Genomic DNA, 18,871 nt, shown 5'->3' on the forward strand with positions numbered 1-18,871 from the left:
GATGCCATCAGAACCGCAGCTCAGTGGGCCGACTCCGCCGGACTCCGCCCCCTCGCCCTCAATCCACCGGCCCCGTTCCGTCGCGCCGCTCCACGTCCTGTGGCGGCCCGGTGTGGGGATGGCCGTGTGGATCGACGGCGAACCGGCAGACCTGCCCGAGGCGCTGCGCGACGCCCTGTCGGGCCGCCGGTTCCGCAGCGAGATCCCGATCGTCGGCGAGGGCAATCGCCGACGGTTCGTCCGGGCGGCGACGCTCGGCCTGACGTCGGCGGTGTCCCTGCTCGACGCGTCTCGGTCGGCGACGGTCACCGGCGATGTCCGGTGGTATCGCTACCTGCTCGACGGCGTACGTTCGTTCGTCGCCGCCGGCTCGGTGGCGCCGTCGGCCGAGCAGGTCGCGGGCGAATGGCTGCTCCGCTGGGTCGTCATTCCGACGCCGACGTGGCGCAGCTGGCATGCCGTCGTCCTCGGCAGTGCGCCGGATGCATTGCTGCACAATGGCTCCCACGCCTCGCTCGACGACTTTCTCGCCGAGCTCGTCGATTACGAATGCCGCACGACGATCGCTCGTTCGATCCCCCGGCTCGGCGAACCGCGTCCGGCGTCGCCCGTCGTCCGCGCGCTGCTGCCCGGCACCGACGTCGGCCCGCCCTGCTCCCCCGAGCGTCTGGCGGCCGCTGTGGGGAGCTGGTCCCGGTGGAATGCCGGCGTGCCACGAGACGACCAGTCACTGATCTTCCGTCTCCACGAACCCGAGTACGACGACCTGACCGAGAGCCATTGGGACGACGCGTGGGACGACGACACCTTCGACCTGCCCACGCGCGACGAGGTCGCCGACGCCTCGCGCTGGCGACTCGAGGTCTGCCGGCGCAGCATCGACGGTCAGATCGAGCCGGTGGCACCCCACCGCCTCGACGCTCATGAACTCGACGAGCTGACCACAGCGCTGGCCACCGCGGTACGCGAGTTCCCCGAACTCGACCGGGCCGACCCGGACCGCGGCTCCCTCGACTTCCTGCTCCCCACCGACGTCGCCGCCGAACTGTTCGCCACCGGCGCCGCGGCACTGGGCGCGGCCGGGATTCCGGTGCTGCTCCCCCGCACCATCGCCGAGGTCCGGCCGAGTCTCACGCTGCGTGCCCTGCCACCACCCGGCGGCGGGGCGCCCGCAGCCATGGTCGGTCTCCGCGAGATCCGTGAGTTCGAATGGAGACTGGCACTGGGTGATTCATCCGACGCCATCACCCTCACCGACGCCGATCTCGACGAATTGTCCGGCCAGAAGGGCGATCTGGTCCGGGTGCGTGGCGTGTGGGTCCGCGCCGAGGGTTCGGCACTGACGCGCGCCGCCGCCTTCGTAGCGACGCAACGTGCTCTCGCCGCAACCCAGCCGCCCGCGGACTTCGGCGAACTGTTCGGTCTCGTGACCGGCGAGTCGGACAAGCTCCCGGTCCCCGTCGCCCGGGTCGAAGGACTCTCGTGGCTCGACGACGTCGCCGAAGGCGGCGCCATCCGACCCGAACCGGTCACACCCCCAACCGATCTGGAAGCCGTGCTGCGGCCGTACCAACAACGAGGGCTGGACTGGCTGGCACACCTGTCGAACCTCGGCGTCGGAGGCGTACTCGCCGACGACATGGGCTTGGGCAAGACCCTCCAGGTGATCGCACTCGAGTGCCACGAGCGCAGCGTCATCGCCGACGACGCCGACCGGCCCGGACCGACGCTCGTCGTCTGCCCGATGTCGCTGGTCGGCAACTGGTCTCGCGAGATAGCGCGGTTCGCACCCGGACTGCGTGTGGCCATCCATCACGGCCCGTCGCGAGCCGCCGGCGCGGTCTTCACCACGATCCGCGATTCCGTCGACATCGTCGTCACAACCTTCGCGATCGCCGGCCGCGACCTCGAACTGCTCTCCCGACATCCCTGGCACCGCGTCGTCGTCGACGAGGCCCAGCACCTCAAGAACGTCAACACCATTGCCTCCAAGGCGATCCGGAACATTCCCGCCGATCGCCGTCTCGCGCTGACCGGCACCCCGGTGGAGAATCGCCTCGAGGACCTGCGCGCGGTGATCGACCTGGTGAACCCCGGACTGTTGGGGTCGGCGTCGGTGTTCCGCGCGCGCTATGCCGAACCCATCGAACGCGACCGCGACCCCGGAGCCCTACGGCGACTGTCCGCGATCACACGGCCGTTCATCCTGCGCCGCGAGAAAACCGACCCGGCCATCGCCGCCGATCTGCCGGAGAAGGCGGACTTCACGGTGCGCGCCAACCTCACCGTCGAACAGGCCGCGCTCTACCGCGCGGTCATCGACGAACTCATGGCAGCGCTGCGCGACAAACAGCAGCGCGCGCTGCGTCGTCGCAACGTGCTGGCCGCACTCACGCGGCTCAAGCAGGTGTGCAACCACCCGGCGCACTACCTCGCCGACGGCACCGACCTCATCCGCGACGGCGAACATCGTTCCGGCAAGGTCGAATTGCTCGCCGACATCGTCTCCACCGTCGCCGACGAGGGCGACCGCGCACTCGTCTTCACCCAGTTCGCGACGTTCGGCGAGATGCTGTCGGGATGGCTCGCCGAACAGTTCGGCACCGCGATCCCGCTGCTGCACGGCGGACTCGGCCGCACGGAACGCGACCGCATGGTCGCCGGCTTCCAATCCGACGACGGTCCCCCGGTCATGCTGGCGACCCTCAAGGCCGGCGGCACCGGCCTCAACCTGACCGCGGCCAACCACGTCATCCACGTCGACCGGTGGTGGAACCCCGCCGTCGAGGATCAGGCGACCGACCGCGCGTACCGCATCGGCCAGAACCAGAAGGTGTCGGTGCACCGGTTCGTCTGCGTGGGCACCATCGAGGAACGGATCGACGACATGATCGCCAAGAAGCGCGAACTGTCCCGGCTCACCGTCGCCGCCGGCGAGAACTGGGTGTCCGACCTCGCCGACGACGAACTCTTCGAACTCTTCCGGCTCCGCGACGAGGCGGTGAGCGAATGACCGTGCGCAAGAAGGGCACCCAACGCAAAGGCGAACGGGGCACCATCGCCGTCCGCGGATACGGTCTCACGCCGTGGTCGCGGGCGTTCGTCGACGTGGTCGAGGGCCGCGGCGCCGACGGTGAGGCGGCCGCCGACAGCCGACACATCACCAAGGCACGCAGGTACTTCCGTGACCGGCATGTGCGCGGTCTGCGGATCGGTGCGGGCCAGGTGACGGCGTCGGTGGAGGGCACGCAACTGGAACCGTTCGACGTCATCATCACCACCCGCACGGTCGACACACCGACGCTGGCCGGGCTACTCCGCGACCGAGGCGGCGTCGAGGAACTGATGCGACTCACGCGCGGCGAGCAGCCACCTATCCTCGGCGAACTCCTGGTGCCCACCGAATCCGCGGACATCGCCACCGACTGCACCTGCCCCGACGAGGCTCCGCGGTGCGTCCACGCGCTGGTGACGAGCTATGAGATCGCCGCCGAGATCGACCGGTCTCCGCTGACACTGCTGACGGTGATGGGTACCGATCTCCGTGACCTGCTCGCCGAAATCGACTCGCGGCCCGCACAATCCCCCGCCGCCGACGACGACTCGTCGTCGGGCTCGCTGCGGCCCGACGACTTCTACGGCACCTCGTCGCCGTTGCCGCCGCTCCCGTCGGTCCCACGGATGAACCCGCTCACCGCGCTCGACGGTTCGGATCTCCGCGCCGCGCTGCGGGCGACAGGTGTGGCGCCGGCCGACATCGCCGAGACCATCGACGAACTCGGCGATCTCTACGACCGCCTGACCGCCACAGACTTATAGCCCGAACCCGCGCTGGGCGCGGCTTCGGGCTATAAAACGGTGCGGGACTAGAAGTCCCAGTCCTCGTCTTCGGTGTTGACGGCCTTGCCGATGACGTACGAGCTGCCCGACCCCGAGAAGAAGTCGTGGTTCTCGTCGGCGTTGGGCGACAGTGCCGACAGGATCGCCGGGTTCACGTCGGTCTCGTCCTTCGGGAACATCGCCTCGTAGCCGAGGTTCATCAGCGCCTTGTTGGCGTTGTACCGCAGGAACTTCTTGACGTCCTCGGTGAGCCCGACCTCGTCGTAGAGCGTCTCGGTGTAGTCGCTCTCGTTGTCGTACAGCTCGAACAGCAACTCGAAGGTGTAGTCCTTGAGTTCCTGGCGACGCTCCGGCGTCTGCGTCTCGAGGCCGCGCTGGTACTTGTAGCCGATGTAGTAACCGTGGACGGCCTCGTCGCGGATGATGAGGCGGATCAGGTCGGCGGTGTTGGTGAGCTTGGCGCGGCTCGACCAGTACATCGGCAGGTAGAAGCCCGAGTAGAACAGGAACGACTCGAGCAGCGTCGAGGCGACCTTGCGCTTGAGCGGATCCTCGCCACGGTAGTAGTCCATGACGATGCGGGCCTTGCGTTGCAGCTGCTCGTTCTCCTCCGACCAGCGGAAGGCCTCGTCGATCTCCTTGGTGGAGCACAGGGTCGAGAAGATCGAGCTGTAGGACTTGGCGTGCACTGACTCCATGAACGCGATGTTGGTGAGCACCGCCTCCTCGTGCGGAGTGGTGGCATCCGGGATCAGCGACACCGCGCCGACGGTGCCCTGAATGGTGTCGAGGAGCGTCAGGCCGGTGAAGACCCGCATGGTGAGCTGCTTCTCGTATTCGGTCAGCGTGCCCCACGACGGGATGTCGTTGGACACCGGCACCTTCTCCGGCAGCCAGAAGTTGCCGGTGAGGCGATCCCACACCTCGGCGTCCTTCTCGTCGGGGACGCGGTTCCAGTTGATCGCCGAGACCCGGCTGACCAGCTTGATGGGTGCGCCGTCGGCGGGGCTGTGGCTTTCGGTGGAGGTCATGTGACGGTTCCTCGTCTAACTGGTCGAGTGGGGGCCAAAGCTACTGAAAGGCATTGTGTGGCAAAGGATCACAACATGCACGAAACGCAACCCTCCACCTCGGTCCCCTCGAGCGCGATCTGGCGCAGACGGATGTAGTACAGCGTCTTGATGCCCTTGCGCCATGCGTAGATCTGCGCCTTGTTGACGTCGCGCGTGGTGGCGGTGTCCTTGAAGAACAGCGTCAGGCTCAGGCCCTGGTCGACGTGCTGGGTCGCCGCGGCGTAGGTGTCGATGATCTTCTCGTACCCGATCTCGTACGCATCCTGGTAGTACTCCAGGTTGTCGTTCGTCATGTACGGCGCCGGGTAGTAGACGCGACCGATCTTGCCTTCCTTGCGGATCTCGATCTTCGCCGCGACCGGGTGGATCGAGCTGGTCGAGTGGTTGATGTAGCTGATCGAACCGGTCGGCGGGACGGCCTGCAGGTTCTGGTTGTAGATGCCGTCGCGCTGCACGGCTTCCTTCAGCTCACGCCAGTCGTCCTGGGTCGGGATGTGAATCCCGGCCTGCCCGAAGATGTCCCGGACCTTCTGGGTCTCCGGCTCCCACACCTTGGCGGTGTACTTGTCGAAGAATTCACCCGACGCGTATTTCGACTTCTCGAAACCGGTGAACGCCCGACCGCGCTCGCGGGCGATGCGGTTCGACGCGCGGAGTGCGTGGAAGAGCACCGTGTAGAAGTAGATGTTCGTGAAGTCGATGCCCTCGTCGCTGCCGTAGAAGATCCGCTCGCGGGCCAGGTAGCCGTGGAGGTTCATCTGGCCGAGGCCGATGGCGTGAGAGTTGTTGTTGCCGTGCTCGATCGACGGCACCGAGGTGATCGAGGTCTGGTCGCTCACCGCGGTGAGTCCGCGGATGGCGGTCTCGATGGTCTGGCCGATGTCGGGTGAGTCCATCGTCTTGGCGATGTTCAACGACCCGAGGTTGCACGAGATGTCCTTGCCCACCTGGGAGTAGGACAAGTCGTCGTTGAAGGTCGACGCCGTCGAGACCTGCAGGATCTCCGAGCACAGGTTGGAGTGGGTGATCTTGCCGTCGATCGGGTTCGACCGGTTCACCGTGTCCTCGAACATGATGTACGGGTAGCCCGACTCGAACTGCAGCTCGGCGAGGGTCTGGAAGAACTCGCGCGCCTTGATCTTGGTCTTGCGGATACGACGATCCTCGACCATCTCGTGGTAGCGGTCGGTGACGTTGATGTCGGCGAACGGCACGCCGTAGACGCGTTCGACGTCGTACGGGCTGAACAGGTACATGTCGTCGTTGTTCTTGGCCAGCTGGAACGTGATGTCCGGGATGACCACGCCGAGCGACAGCGTCTTGATGCGGATCTTCTCGTCCGCGTTCTCGCGCTTGGTGTCGAGGAAGCGGTAGATGTCGGGGTGGTGGGCGTGCAGGTACACCGCGCCCGCGCCCTGACGCGCACCGAGCTGGTTGGCGTACGAGAAGGAGTCCTCGAGCAGCTTCATGATCGGGATGACGCCCGAGCTCTGGTTCTCGATCTTCTTGATCGGCGCGCCGTGCTCGCGAATGTTGGAGAGCAGCAACGCAACTCCGCCGCCGCGCTTGGACAGCTGCAGCGCCGAGTTGATCGAGCGGCCGATCGACTCCATGTTGTCCTCGATGCGGAGCAGGAAGCACGAGACGGGCTCGCCGCGCTGCTTCTTGCCCGAGTTGAGGAAGGTCGGGGTTGCGGGCTGGAAGCGGCCGGAGATGATCTCGTCGACCAGGTTGCGGGCCAGGGCGGTGTCGCCGTCGGCCAGCGTCAACGCCACCATGCAGACGCGGTCCTCGAAGCGCTCGAGGTAGCGCTTGCCGTCGAAGGTCTTGAGCGTGTAGCTCGTGTAGTACTTGAACGCGCCGAGGAACGTCGGGAAGCGGAACTTCTTGTCGTAGGCGTGCTTGAACAGGCCCTTCACGAATTCGCGGTCGTACTCGTCGAGGACCTCGGGCTCGTAGTAGTTCTCCTCGACGAGGTAGTCGAGCTTTTCGTCGAGGTCGTGGAAGAACACGGTGTTCTGGTTGACGTGCTGCAGGAAGTACTGTCGCGCGGCCTCGCGATCCTTGTCGAACTGGATCTTGCCGTCGGCGTCGTACAGGTTGAGCATCGCGTTGAGCGCATGGAAGTCGAGCTCGCCGGGTTCATGACCCGACGGGCCGGCATGCACGCCCGACTTGCTTGCTGAAGAGGTGTCCGAGACGGCGGCGGCGGTGGGCGACACGACAGATGACTCCTGCGGATAGTGGGGGCTTACCAAGTGCCTCATGGGCAGCGTATGGGCGGGGTGTGACAGTCCGGTGGTGACGCGCTCGGCGGGGCGTCAGGCTGGTGTGGCGTGCAGCGACACACCGGTTGCGAACGCCGGGCCCTGGGCGAAGTCGGCCAGTCCCGCGCGGACGCGGTCGACGTCGTCGGTGGTGCCCATCAGTTCGAATCGGTACAGGTAGGGCACGCGACATTTACGCGAGATGATGTCGCCGGCGTAGCAGAACTCCTCACCGAAGTTCGTGTTTCCCGCCGCGATCACCCCCCTGATCAGGGATCGGTTGTGTTCGTCGTTGAGAAAGCGGATGACCTGCTTGGGGACGAAGCCGCCGGGTTGACCCGTCGCCTTGCCTCCCCCGTAGGTCGGGCAGATCAGCACGTAGGGCTCGTCGACACCGAATTCACCGACTGCGCCGGTCAGCGGGATGCGCACGGAACGCATGTCCAGCTTCTCGACGAACCGGTGGGTGTTCTCGGAGACCGAGGAGAAGTAGACGATCAACGGCGAGGTGGCCGACATGTCTCCCTCCAACCCTGGTGACGGTGACCGATTGTGATGGCGTTTGTTCGTTGCGCCCGATGTCGGGACGCCTGCTGGTTCCAACGCCGGAACCGTCGTGACCATTTCCCGCATCCGGGCCGATGGCCACACTCATCTCTGCTGTCACATCCCGACGCGGCGGATCCGGCTTCCCCTTCGGATCACACCCGCGGCGGGGTCGATGGTGACGGCAGACGGCGGGAGATCAGGCAGCAGCGGTGGCGAGCGCCTTGATGCGGTCGGGGCGGAAGCCCGACCAGTGCTCGTCGCCGGCGACGACGACCGGGGCCTGCAAGTAACCCAGCGCCATCACGTAGTCGCGGGCTTCCGGGTCCTGGCTGATGTCGACGATCTCGTAGGACAGACCCTGCTTGTCCAGGGCCTTGTAGGTGGCGTTGCACTGGACACATGCCGGCTTCGTGTAGACGGTGATGGAAGACATCGAGTGGTTCTCCTCGGGTCGTTGGAATCGCCAGTGACGTGCAGTTTCCCAGTGTGAAGATGGTGATCTGGGTCACCGGCTTCCTGGCGTTTCCGGAGGAGTACATCCGCTTCCTCTTGTCCGCCTGACTGGTAGGGCAAACACTACACCTAGTGGCTGACATTTCTGGTCACCACAAGGGGTTGTGAATAACATTGGTGGAAGACATGCAGGTCGGACGGGTGCAGGATCATAAATTCCGGCGTGTCACGGTCGCGTCCGGCGTGTCGCTCACAGGTTGTCCAACGGTCCTCCACAACATGTGCACCGCCAGTCCACAAGGCCCGGGTCGCCACCCCTCTTCCTGTGCACCCGGACAGACGACGCCGCGCCGGGCATGTACCCGGCGCGGCGTCGAGGAAAACGGAAGACAGATCAGGCGCTGACGGCGACCTCGTCGACGATGCGGGCGACCGAGGCGACGACCTTCTCCACGATCGCGGGATCGGTCAGGCCGCCCTCGGGGAGCGCGGGGATCTGCAGACCGAGGTCGGCGTCCTCGATCGCGCGGCCGCCGGCGATGCCGACCGACTTACGGGTGTCCTCGCGGGTCCACTGGCCGCCGTACTGGCCGAGCGCGGCGGACAGGACGGCGACGGGCTTGCCGTTGAGGGCCCCGTTGCCGTACGGGCGCGAGAGCCAGTCGATGGCGTTCTTCAACGCGGCGGGGATGGTGCCGTTGTACTCGGGGGTGGCGATGAGCACGCCGTCCGCCTTGGCGACGGCCTCACGCAGGGCGATCACACCGGCGTCGAGGGCGCCCTCGACATCGACGTCTTCGCTGTAGAACGGCAGCGAACCGAGATGGTCGACGACGGTGATGTGAACTCCGGCGGGAGCGTTGTCGGCAGCGACCTGGGCCAGCTGCCGGTTGATGGATGCAGCACGAAGGCTTCCGACGAGCGCTACCAGTTCGACGACTCGATCCGACATGTCATTCCTTTCGACGAGGGCACCGGCCCGCTGAGGGCGGTGGATACGAAGCCAGCAACCGGACCCGGGTCCGATTGATTCCCGATCGGGGTGAAGAGTTACCCTCATCACGTGCCGAACGGGCCAGACCACTCCCCGCTCCAGATTTCCTTCAACACCTCGGGGACCGAACGTGCCGACGCCGCACGCAACCGGCGTCTGTTGCTGGCTGCCGCCAAGAACCTCATCGATCACCACGGTGCCGCCGCGGTGACCATGGAGGCGGTCGCTCGTGAGGCCGGCGTGGGCAAGGGCACGGTGTTCCGGCGCTTCGGCAACCGCACCGGGCTGATGCTCGCACTCCTCGACCACTCCGAATCGGAGATGCAGCAGGCCTACCTCTCCGGACCCGAGCCGCTGGGCCCTGGTGCGCCGCCGCTCGACCGGCTGCTGGCCTACGGCCGCGCCCGGCTCAAACTGACCTGCGACCACCTCGACATCCTGCTCGAGGCGGGAGCGGCCACCGACGACTTCATGACCCACCCGGTGGGCCGCGCGTCGACTCAGCACGTTCAGATCCTGCTGCGGCAGTTGGGATTCGCCGACGATCTCGACTTCATGTCGCTGGCCGTGCAGGCTCCGCTGGCCGCCGGATCGGTCCGGTACCTGATGGTCGAGGTCGGCCTCGATCTCGAGACCATCACCACGCAGTGGCAGGACATGGTCACCGTGCTCGCGACCTCCCGCGGTTCACGCTGACTCCCGCCCGGTCGGGCAGCATCGTCACGACCGTGCCTTCGGGGCGCGCCGCCGTCGGTCGCGCCCTAGCCTGGTGTCGGGCCGGCAGCACCAGTCGCCGGCAGGTGATCTCGAGAGAGCGGTGGTGAGTGTGAAGGCAGTGATCGTCGGCGCGGGTATGGGCGGCATGTCGGCGGCCATCGCCCTCAGGCAACTCGGTGTCCACGTCGAGGTCTACGAGCAGGTCTCCGAGAACAAGCCGGTGGGTGCGGCGATCTCGGTGTGGTCCAACGGCGTCAAATGCCTCAACCACCTCGGCCTGGAGAGAGAGGCCGCCGAACTCGGCGGCATACTCGACTCGATGAGTTATGTCGACGGTTTCACCGGTGACACCATGTGCCGCTTCAGCATGCAGCCGCTCATCGACGAGGTGGGCCAGCGCCCCTACCCGATGGCCCGGGCCGAGCTTCAGCTGATGCTGATGAACGCCTACGGGTACGACGACATCCACTTCGGCAAGAAGATGGTGGCCGTACACGACGGCGCAGAACGTGCGACCGTCGAATTCGCCGACGGCACCACCGATTCCGCCGACATCGTGATCGGTGCCGACGGGGCGAAGTCACTGACCCGCGAGTACGTGCTCGGCGGCCCGGTCCAGCGCCGCTACGCCGGATACGTGAACTTCAACGGACTCGTCGAGGTCGACGAGAACATCGGTCCGGCCACCGAATGGACCACCTACGTGGGCGATTCGCGTCGTGTGTCGGTGATGCCGGTGGCGGGCAACCGTTTCTACTTCTTCTTCGACGTCCCCATGCCCGCGGGCGTCCCGTTCGAACGTGGCACTGCACGCGAGGTGCTGGCCGAGGAGTTCGCCGACTGGGCACCCGGAGTCCAGACCCTCATCGGCACGCTCGATCCCACGACGACCAATCGGGTCGAGATCCTGGACCTCGACCCGTTCGACACCTGGGTCAAGGGACGCGTCGCCGTGCTCGGCGACGCCGCGCACAACACCACCCCCGACGTCGGGCAGGGCGGCTGTCTGGCGATGGAGGACGCGGTCGCCCTGCAGTTCGCGTTCCGCGATCATCCCGACGACCCGCTCGCCGCGTTGGCCGCCTATCAGTCCGCGCGCACCGAGCGTGCCGGCGACCTCGTGCTGCGCGCCCGCAAGCGCTGCGACGTGACCCACGGCAAGGACCCGGAGAAGACGGCCGCCTGGTACGACGAACTGCGCGGCGAGGACGGCACCAACATCATCCGCGGGATCGTCGGCAACATCGTCGGCGGCCCGCTCACGTCCTGAGACGGGGCCGACCCGGATTACTCACCGTCCCGGTCGATCCCGGCAGTTCTGAGTCCGTCGTGCGCGACCAGCGCGGCCTCGGCGGAAAGCGTCGGACCAGGTGCGAGCAGGGACACCACCGACCACGGTGCACGCGAGGGCGAGTCGCCGAGCCCGAGGGTGCCGCCCGTCTCGAGGTCCGGGATGCCGAAGCGTACACCCGAATCGTTTACGTAGAACAGCGATTCGGTGCGGGCGCTGTCGGCCTCGTTGCCGGTCACCTGTAAGTACTCCCCCGACCCCGGCGGCAGATAGACCTCGTCGAGACCGGGCCCGGCACCGTCGGCCGACGTCAGACGTACCGGCCGGGCACCGGATTTCAGCGGAAGCGCGCGACCGGCCAGCAGGGCGGTCTCGGCCCGCGGTTCGTCGGTGCCGCGGGACCAGCTGCGGCACAGGGTCGGATCGGTGGCGAGGCCGAGTATCGTCGGGTTGACCTGTGGGAAGTCGCCGATCGGCAACTCCTCCACCACCTTCAGGGTGGCGAGCTCGCCGGGCGCCACCGTCCTGACGGGTGCGGCGCCGTCGCGGTCGGCAAGACGCAGGATCTCCGCGGCCGGGGCACTGATCTCCTGGACACCGTCACGGAGCACGACGTGGTAGGTGGTCTCGTCGTCGACGTCGACCGACTTCACGACCGAACCGACGGTCGTCGAGCCGACTGCGCCCGGCTGCCCCGCACCGGGGACGGTGGGCACCTCCAGCGGTTCGACGAGCGGGAAGCTGTTGAGGAGTCCGGGGGTCATCCCGCGCGGTGTGACGTCGTCGAGGCCGAGGGCACGCATGACCGGCGCACTGTCGGTGTCGACCTCCGCCCGGACCGGGCTCCACCTCCCGTCGCGGAACAGCTGATAGATCAAGAAGGTCTTGTCGCCGGTACGGACCAGCAACGCGTCTTCCGGACGGGCGGTCTCGACGGTCGACGACCCCAGCACGGGCTTGTCGGCGATGACCGTCTGTCGGATCGACTCGCTCGACGAGTCCGACGAGACCGCCGACGAATCGCACACCGTCCACATCGAGGTGCTCTTGTGCGCCGAACCCGGCAGGGACGCAGGCGCGCCCGGGATACCCAGCAGCGGGCCGCGCGCGTAGGGCTCGAGTTTGGTGTCGGCCACCGAGGTCGGCTTCTCGGAACTCCCGGTGATCAGTCGGGCCGAGGCGAGATTGAGCACCGGGTGCAGGGTGTCCTCGACGAGAACGTAGGTGCTGCCGCTGTTCTTGCTGACGATGATGGTGGCGTCCCCGACCGACCCCTGCGGCCGGACGAGGCCGTACACACCGCAGCCACCGAGGACGAGCAGGCCGAGGACGGTTCCGACCACCAGTGCCTGCAGCTGAGACCGCATCGGGTCGTGCAGCATCCGCACGTCGCGGCGCACGAGCGCGTGCTCGAGCCGCTTGATCAGGAAACGGTAGCCGTTGACCTGAGCCTTGGTCGTCAGCTGACGTGCCACGACTCCCCCTGTCCGCGCCGATCTCACGCGCCCGCGAACGGGCTTCGGTGTGGATCGGTTGTGATCTCCTGCGGCGTACCCCCTGCCGCGCGGTAGTAGCCTAACCGACATATGAGCCCCTCACGTGTGGGGCTTCGCCGCCTGTGGAGACACCGACGGGCGACGCCGCATCGGGCGCGGCACCGGGATCGAGGGGGGATCGTGGATCGGAACACGCGTGCGACGGGGTTGCGCACACTCGTGGTGATCGAGGTGATCCTGGCCCTCGGTCTCGTCGTATGGGCGTTGTCCGGCAGCGTGTGGGGGCTGTCGGCCCTCGTCGTGGCGATGGTGATCGCGTCCGGGCTGGTGAGCGTCGGCGGTCGGCAGTCACTGTTCGGCCGACTCGCCGTGCGGATGTCGTTCTCCTGGTCGCGGATGCGCCGGAGCGACGCCGACCTCAACCCCGCCCCGTTCGACGTCCCCATGTCCGGGCCCTCGACCCGGCCGTCGGCACGCCGGTCGCCGACCCCCACCACCATCGGCGCCCGCTGGGTCGGCGACACCCTGGTCACCGTGGTCCGCGTGGACCCGGGTGGCCCCGCCGTCACCTACCTGACCCCGGGCAACAGCACCCTCGGCGACGAGAACGGACAACTCGTCCCCCTCGACGCCCTCGCCGAGTGCATCGACCGATACGACATCGCGCTCAGCTCGATCGAGATCATCAGTCACGGTGTGCGCATGTGGGGTTCGGGTGTGGCACCGGCGACCTACGACCGCACCCTCGGCCCTTTGTCGGCGACGGCCCAGCGTTCGGTGTTCGTCGTGCTGCGGCTCGATCCGCTCAAATGTCCCGACGCCGTGGCGCGACGCGGCGGCGGCGCGACCGGCGCCCTGCGGACCGCGACGGTCACGACCCGCCGGGTGGCCAAACGCCTTGCCGAACACGGACTGGCCACCACCATCCTGTCCGCCGCGCAGATCACCTCGGTCACCACCCAACTGACCGAGGGCGCCGGCATCGGGTCGTTGACCGAGGAATGGGAATCAGTCGGGGTCTCCGGGCTCCGCATCCGCAGTGCCGCAGTGGAACCGGATGCGCTGCCGACCGTCGTCCGCGACGTGTGGGTGAACTCGGCCGTCTCCACCACCCTCACCGTCCGACTCCGGCACGGCACCGCCGACCGCCGCCATCGCAACGGGCGGCCCGAGGTCGAGGTCTCCGCATTCGTGCGATTCAACGAGTTCCCGGATGCGCGCCGATCGGTGCCCTCGTGGCCGGCCGGTCTGCAACCGCTCGACGGCCGACAGTTCGACGCCCTCTCCGTCAGCCTCCCCATCGCGACCCCCGCCCGCCTCGACCGGAACCTGCCGACGCTCACCGGCGAGGACGCGCAGGACTTCCTCGGCTCGGTTCGCCTCCCGGCCGGTGGATGCGGTCAGCTGATCGGCGCCGACCACACGGGTCGCGCCGTCGCCACCCGACTGGTCGGTCCCGGCATCGCCACCGTGTCGGTCGCCGCCGGTATCCACGTCGTCGCACAGATCGCGCTGCGAGCGGTCGCCGTCGGCGCCTCGGTGCGCGTCCACACCGACCGCCCGCATCGCTGGGCATCGCTGGTCCGCGCCGTCGCAGACCCGAGCGCACTGTCACTCGCCGGCGACCGCACACCGGCCCGGCCGGGGCCCGCGCTCGTCATCGTCGACGGCGTCACTCCCCCGTCACCGCAACCGGATACGACGCGGATGATCGTGTCCGCTCCCGGCGTCCACGAGCCGACCCACGCCCCCACCGTTGCCCTGACCCAGAATGCGCGTGCGCCACAAGACCTCTCGCTCGACGCCGGCGGTCAGCCGGTGCTGGTGACGATGGTCGCGACCCCGGACGAATGGAATCTCATCGGCGGGTATCCGGAGCCCGCCGCGCAGACACCCGCGGCGCCGGTCCGGCGATAGCGGGGCTCAGTCGGTGGCGGTCACCGCGGCCGGCGCGGACGCCGACACACCTCCGGCGGCCGACACCGCGACCGGCACCAGCGCGCGGTAGAAGACCGCGCGCGCCGAGGCGGCCCGCACGATCACGTCCGGGTCCTCGTTCGTGATCCACAGAGCCTGACCCGATTTCACGGTCAGCGGCGCACCGTCCGCGGGGCGGACCTCGACCGCGCCGCTGAGCACGGCGAGGATCTGCGGTCCGGGCATGTCGAAGCAGATCGACGACGAGTGGTGTAATCCGGTGCCGTCCAACTCGATCCGCGACAACCGGAACTCCGGCGCCGGCGTGAGGTAGACGCGTTCGGCGCCGACCATGCGCACCGGCGGCGCCATCTGGGCAGCATCGACCGGGGTGAAATCGAGGACGCGCAACAACTCCGGCACGTCGATGTGCTTGGGCGTGAGGCCGCCGCGCAAGACGTTGTCGGAATTGGCCATGATCTCGACACCGGTGCCCCGCAGGTACGCGTGGAGGTTGCCGGCGGGCAGGTACAGACCCTGCCCCGGTTCGAGATGCACATGATTGAGCAGCAGCGAGGCGAGCACACCGGGATCGTTCGGGTAGTCCTCACCGAGCTCACACACCGTGCGCAGTTCGGCGGCGAACTCCGTGCGGCCCGCGCTCAACACCTCGATCGCGCCGTGCAGGACCGCGGGAACGAGTTGCCGGATCGATGACTCCGGCAGCGTCAGCCACGTGGTGAACACCGCCCGCAAACCCTCGGAATCGGGTTGTCCGGCCAGCATTCCCAGGTAGTGGTCGAGTTCGCTGACCTGCAGTTCGCGCAGTAGGGCGACGGTCTTGTGCGGATCACGGAAACCGGCCAGCGCGTCGAAGGGCGTCGTGGCGACGATCAGCTCCGGTTTGTGCCACGGGTCGCGATAGTTGCGGTCTCGGGCCTCGAGAGCGAGGCCGCGGGCGTTCTCCCGCTCGAACCCCTCGCGCGCCTGGTCCGCGGACGGGTGCGCCTGCAGCGACAACGCCTCCTCGGCGGCGAGGACCTTGAGCAGGAACGGCAGTCGGTTGCCGAACTCGGCTGCGCTCGCCGCGCCGAGGGTCGCCACCGGGTCGGCGTCGATCACTTCGACCAGGTCCTGCTCCGGACCCGAGGGGTCGACGCACCGCGCCGAGCCTGCCGGATGCGAGCCGAACCACAACTCGGCCTCCGGATGCGCCGACGGGACAGGCCTCCCCTGGATCGACGCGATGGCTGTTCGTGAGCCCCACGCATAGGGGCGCACCACTCCGTCGAGAATCCTCATTGCACCGTGTTCCCAATCAGGCGGAGATACACCGCCGCCATCTCGACCCGCAAGGCGGCGACCAGGAAATCGAGCAGGTCGCCCGGCCCGTCGGCCACCGGGTCCTCACCCGGCACCGGCCGTCGGTCGTCCCACGGTCGCCCGCCGTTCTGCGGCAACGCGTCTCCCTCGTCGGCGCCGACCACCAGATCGACGTCGCCGAGTCCCATCACCCGCTGCCGGGTGTACCACTCACGCCGGGCGGTCGACATGATCATGATGCGCGGAGCGGGCTCCTGCGCCGGACCGTCGAACTCCGGGTCGTAGAAGATCGAGTCGGCGGCCGGAGCAGCGCCCGGTCGCGATTCCCGGAGCCGGGACATCCGCGCCACGTCCCCGAGTTCGGCGACGGCGCCGACGATCCCGGCGAAGGCGAGAATGCTCGACACGGCATGTACGGCCAGCACCGAACCCGCCGGTGAATCCGATGTCCAGACGGAAGGACGCCCCTGCACGCGCACGGCCAGTGACTTGGCCCGGTTGTGGAAGGTCTCCCGCGAGGGATGCGAGCCCGAGGCCTCGGCGTCGAGCGCATCGGCCAGGTCGTCGAGTGCGGGCACCGGGCCGGTCACACGGACCTGGGTGAGACCACCGAATACCGCGAGCAGCGCGGCGACGAATCCGACGAACCGGAAGCGCGGCTCGACGTCGAACCGCGGGGAGAGATCGATCCCGTTGCCGCCCAGCGCATCCTGAAGGGGCCCGGCGATGGGTGCGGCTACGACCACCTCGGCCCGACGACGCAGCGCACGCGCGGCGGCATCGGCCAGTGCCATGTCGCCCGCGTCCTCACCGGCCACGATCACCACGTCCAGCGGACCGACCCACCCCGGCAGGACGGGGCCCGTCACGACCGGGACGTCGACGCGTGCCGCGAGGGTGGCGACCCCCAGCTCGGCCGCACGGTGCGAGACCTCGCTGGAACCGTGGACGATCACGACGCTGCGTGGCCGTAGATCCGCGAGCGGCGCCAGCACGCCCTCGCGGACGGCCTCGGCAGTTGCCCGAACCTGCGCCCCGGCGAGCGCGACGGCCCGCAACAGTCCGTCGACGTCCGCGGAGAACAACTCCTCGGCATCATCGAGGTCGGGTGTACCGGTGCGCATGGGACCAGCGTAGCCAGCCGCGCGGACACACGCCCGGGTACGCGACACAGTCACTCGTTCGGTACCCGCAGCGAGGTGGGACGGGAGGCCGGCCCCGAACTCCGACGATTCGCGGCCCCCGACGGCGACAACGGGTTCCACGCCCCCCGCGTGGTGGTCTCCGGTCAGTCGATCGGGTCCGGGAGAACCCGCAGATGACCGCGGCGACCCGGCCGGGGCCGCGTCTGGTGGCGGGGCACACCCGGGGTGGCCGACGGCTGAGACGGCGAATCGACGGGTCCGGCGCGATGGCGACCGCTGCGACGGTCGGCGAGTGCGGCCTCGTACGCGGCATCGGCCGCGCGCGCCTCGTCCAGCGACCGTGAGTCGAACGCATCGGGGGAATCGGCCGGCGTCCGGTCCGAGCCACGGCCGAGGGAGCCGCGATCGACGAAGCCCGGGCGTCCTCCACCGGCGACGGCGCCGGCCTCGCGAACGGCCTCGGCGAGGGCGGTCAGCTCATGGTCCTCGGCCGGTACCGAGAATCCCCGCTCACTGCGCAGCATCTCCCATCCCCGCGGCACGGTGATCCGGCGAGCGTGGTCATCGCACAGATCCCAGGAATGCGGCTCCTCCGAGGTCGCCAGCGGACCGATCACCGCGGTCGATTCGGCGTAGACGAAGGTCAGGGTAGCCACCGCGGATCGGGCGCAGCCGGGTCGGCAGCACAGACGGGGAAGCTTCACGTGACGAGATTAGCCCGCACTGTCCGCAACCACAGACTCGACACGCTCAGAACGGGGGCGGGCGGGGGCGACATCGGCCACCGCGACCTCATAGACTCGCGCCATGCGCATCCACCCGAAGCCGACGCCGCGCGGCTCATTCGGCCAGCCGGGAATCCGTCGTGGCCGACGCCGGGTCGGACGGTACCGAGATCGGCGAGGACGCGGCCTGCGCTCCCCGCTGCTGCCGCAGAACGTCCCCGCCTACAACACCCGCTCCGACGAGTTCGACGCCGTCGCGCTCGAGGCCTTCGCCGAGATCGACGCGCAGTGGCACGATCAGTTGGCCGGACTCGACATCGCCGTCGACGAGATCCCGCGATTGCTCCCCCGCGATCCCGAGACCGTCGAGTGGCCAGACGAGGTGACCGCCGACGGCGCGGTGCCGCTCGCACGATTGATCCCCGCGGGCATGGACGTCCACGGGGTGCCGACACGGGCGCAGATCATCCTGTTCCGCCGGCCGCTGGAGTCGCGGGCCAAGAAGGGCACGGACCTGCTCGAGCTCGTGCACGAGGTCCTCGTCCAGCAGGTCGCCACTCACCTGGGCGTCGACGAAGACACGATCGACCGCGGACCTGAGTGATCCGCGGTCGATGATCGCGTCCGACGACGCAGCGTCGAGCGTCCAGCTCTCGCTGGGGAATTCGATTGTTCGGACGTCGCCGTTCCGGCGACCTCCTCAGATGATGCCGCGCTTGAGACGACGGCGCTCACGTTCCGACAGCCCGCCCCAGATCCCGAAGCGTTCGTCGTTGTGCAGCGCGTACTCCAGGCACTCCGCCTTGACTTCGCAGCCCTGGCAGATGCGCTTGGCCTCACGTGTCGATCCACCCTTTTCGGGGAAGAACGCCTCCGGGTCGGTCTGCGCACACAATGCGCGGTCCTGCCACTGCTCTTCGACGGAATCGAACAGGTCGTCGAAGTCGTTGGGCACCAAGGCCAGATGACGACGGCCGGCGGCATCGTCTGCGTCGGATTCGACGAGAACGGTTGCGTCGGCGACGGATTCGATTGCGGCCGCACGCGCGGTGCCACCGATCATCGAATCGTCAACGGGCCC

Annotated in this window: 16 protein-coding genes; 6 read left to right on the plus strand and 10 right to left on the minus strand. The window is 68.1% G+C overall.

The window, feature by feature from the left end:
* Nucleotide 1: 1 nt before the first annotated feature.
* Together PWF70_RS16770 and PWF70_RS16775 are read left to right on the plus strand one after the other, a co-directional pair.
* On the plus strand, nucleotides 2-3,013 hold the full coding sequence (locus tag PWF70_RS16770) for a DEAD/DEAH box helicase (RefSeq protein WP_502876414.1): 3,012 nt from the start codon (nucleotides 2-4) through the stop codon (nucleotides 3,011-3,013).
* Nucleotides 3,010-3,819 carry an SWIM zinc finger family protein gene (locus PWF70_RS16775; RefSeq protein ID WP_006359434.1) on the plus strand — a complete coding sequence of 270 codons (810 nt, stop codon included), beginning with the start codon at nucleotides 3,010-3,012 and terminating at the stop codon, nucleotides 3,817-3,819. The genes PWF70_RS16770 and PWF70_RS16775 overlap by 4 nt, the downstream gene beginning before the upstream one ends.
* Before the next feature lie 47 nt (nucleotides 3,820-3,866).
* On the opposite strand, the gene nrdF is transcribed toward PWF70_RS16775, so the two are convergent.
* From nrdF to PWF70_RS16800, 5 genes are all read right to left on the minus strand, one after another.
* Nucleotides 3,867-4,871, minus strand: a complete 1,005-nt coding sequence (gene nrdF, locus PWF70_RS16780; RefSeq protein WP_006359435.1) for a class 1b ribonucleoside-diphosphate reductase subunit beta — start codon at nucleotides 4,869-4,871, stop codon at nucleotides 3,867-3,869.
* Between the two features lie 68 nt (nucleotides 4,872-4,939).
* Nucleotides 4,940-7,135, minus strand: a complete 2,196-nt coding sequence (nrdE, locus tag PWF70_RS16785) for a class 1b ribonucleoside-diphosphate reductase subunit alpha (RefSeq protein ID WP_286352665.1) — start codon at nucleotides 7,133-7,135, stop codon at nucleotides 4,940-4,942.
* Between the two features lie 99 nt (nucleotides 7,136-7,234).
* A complete protein-coding gene (gene nrdI / locus PWF70_RS16790; RefSeq protein WP_286352666.1) occupies nucleotides 7,235-7,699 on the minus strand; it encodes a class Ib ribonucleoside-diphosphate reductase assembly flavoprotein NrdI in 465 nt (154 codons plus the stop codon).
* A 226-nt stretch (nucleotides 7,700-7,925) separates the two neighbouring features.
* Nucleotides 7,926-8,162 (minus strand): redoxin NrdH, encoded by a 237-nt coding sequence (locus PWF70_RS16795; RefSeq protein WP_005198719.1) that lies wholly within the window; start codon nucleotides 8,160-8,162, stop codon nucleotides 7,926-7,928.
* 414 nt (nucleotides 8,163-8,576) lie between these two features.
* On the minus strand, nucleotides 8,577-9,134 hold the full coding sequence (locus PWF70_RS16800) for an NAD(P)H-dependent oxidoreductase (protein ID WP_006359438.1): 558 nt from the start codon (nucleotides 9,132-9,134) through the stop codon (nucleotides 8,577-8,579).
* A gap of 111 nt (nucleotides 9,135-9,245) precedes the next feature.
* Here PWF70_RS16800 and PWF70_RS16805 point away from each other — a divergent pair, with 111 nt between their 5' ends.
* Nucleotides 9,246-9,872 carry a TetR/AcrR family transcriptional regulator gene (locus tag PWF70_RS16805; protein WP_035751209.1) on the plus strand — a complete coding sequence of 209 codons (627 nt, stop codon included), beginning with the start codon at nucleotides 9,246-9,248 and terminating at the stop codon, nucleotides 9,870-9,872.
* 130 nt (nucleotides 9,873-10,002) lie between these two features.
* Entirely contained in the window at nucleotides 10,003-11,163 is a 1,161-nt protein-coding gene (hpxO, locus tag PWF70_RS16810) for an FAD-dependent urate hydroxylase HpxO (protein WP_035751206.1), read from the plus strand.
* Nucleotides 11,164-11,180: 17 nt separating this feature from the next.
* Here the strand turns inward: hpxO and eccB are convergent, their stop codons facing one another.
* Nucleotides 11,181-12,659, minus strand: coding sequence for a type VII secretion protein EccB (eccB, locus tag PWF70_RS16815; protein ID WP_006359441.1), 1,479 nt, complete (start codon nucleotides 12,657-12,659; stop codon nucleotides 11,181-11,183).
* Nucleotides 12,660-12,860: 201 nt separating this feature from the next.
* Here eccB and eccE point away from each other — a divergent pair, with 201 nt between their 5' ends.
* Nucleotides 12,861-14,597, plus strand: a complete 1,737-nt coding sequence (gene eccE / locus PWF70_RS16820; protein WP_286352667.1) for a type VII secretion protein EccE — start codon at nucleotides 12,861-12,863, stop codon at nucleotides 14,595-14,597.
* Nucleotides 14,598-14,603: 6 nt separating this feature from the next.
* Here eccE and manA read toward each other — a convergent pair whose 3' ends face one another.
* From manA to PWF70_RS16835, 3 genes are all read right to left on the minus strand, one after another.
* Nucleotides 14,604-15,899, minus strand: a complete 1,296-nt coding sequence (gene manA, locus PWF70_RS16825; RefSeq protein ID WP_286352668.1) for a mannose-6-phosphate isomerase, class I — start codon at nucleotides 15,897-15,899, stop codon at nucleotides 14,604-14,606.
* Nucleotides 15,896-17,044, minus strand: coding sequence for a hypothetical protein (locus tag PWF70_RS16830; RefSeq protein WP_286352669.1), 1,149 nt, complete (start codon nucleotides 17,042-17,044; stop codon nucleotides 15,896-15,898). Before PWF70_RS16830 ends, manA begins: the two co-directional genes overlap by 4 nt.
* A 164-nt stretch (nucleotides 17,045-17,208) precedes the next feature.
* Nucleotides 17,209-17,769 carry a DUF3499 domain-containing protein gene (locus tag PWF70_RS16835; protein ID WP_286352670.1) on the minus strand — a complete coding sequence of 187 codons (561 nt, stop codon included), beginning with the start codon at nucleotides 17,767-17,769 and terminating at the stop codon, nucleotides 17,209-17,211.
* Between the two features lie 103 nt (nucleotides 17,770-17,872).
* Here PWF70_RS16835 and PWF70_RS16840 point away from each other — a divergent pair, with 103 nt between their 5' ends.
* Nucleotides 17,873-18,394: a metallopeptidase family protein gene (locus PWF70_RS16840; RefSeq protein ID WP_006359446.1), complete on the plus strand. Its 522-nt coding sequence runs from the start codon at nucleotides 17,873-17,875 to the stop codon at nucleotides 18,392-18,394.
* A 96-nt stretch (nucleotides 18,395-18,490) separates the two neighbouring features.
* Here PWF70_RS16840 and PWF70_RS16845 read toward each other — a convergent pair whose 3' ends face one another.
* Nucleotides 18,491-18,754, minus strand: a complete 264-nt coding sequence (locus PWF70_RS16845) for a WhiB family transcriptional regulator (RefSeq protein ID WP_187346529.1) — start codon at nucleotides 18,752-18,754, stop codon at nucleotides 18,491-18,493.
* Between the last annotated feature and the right edge of the window lie 117 nt (nucleotides 18,755-18,871).

It is taken from the genome of Gordonia sp. Swx-4 (assembly GCF_030316175.1).
GTDB classification, from domain to species: Bacteria; Actinomycetota; Actinomycetes; order Mycobacteriales; family Mycobacteriaceae; genus Gordonia; species Gordonia alkanivorans.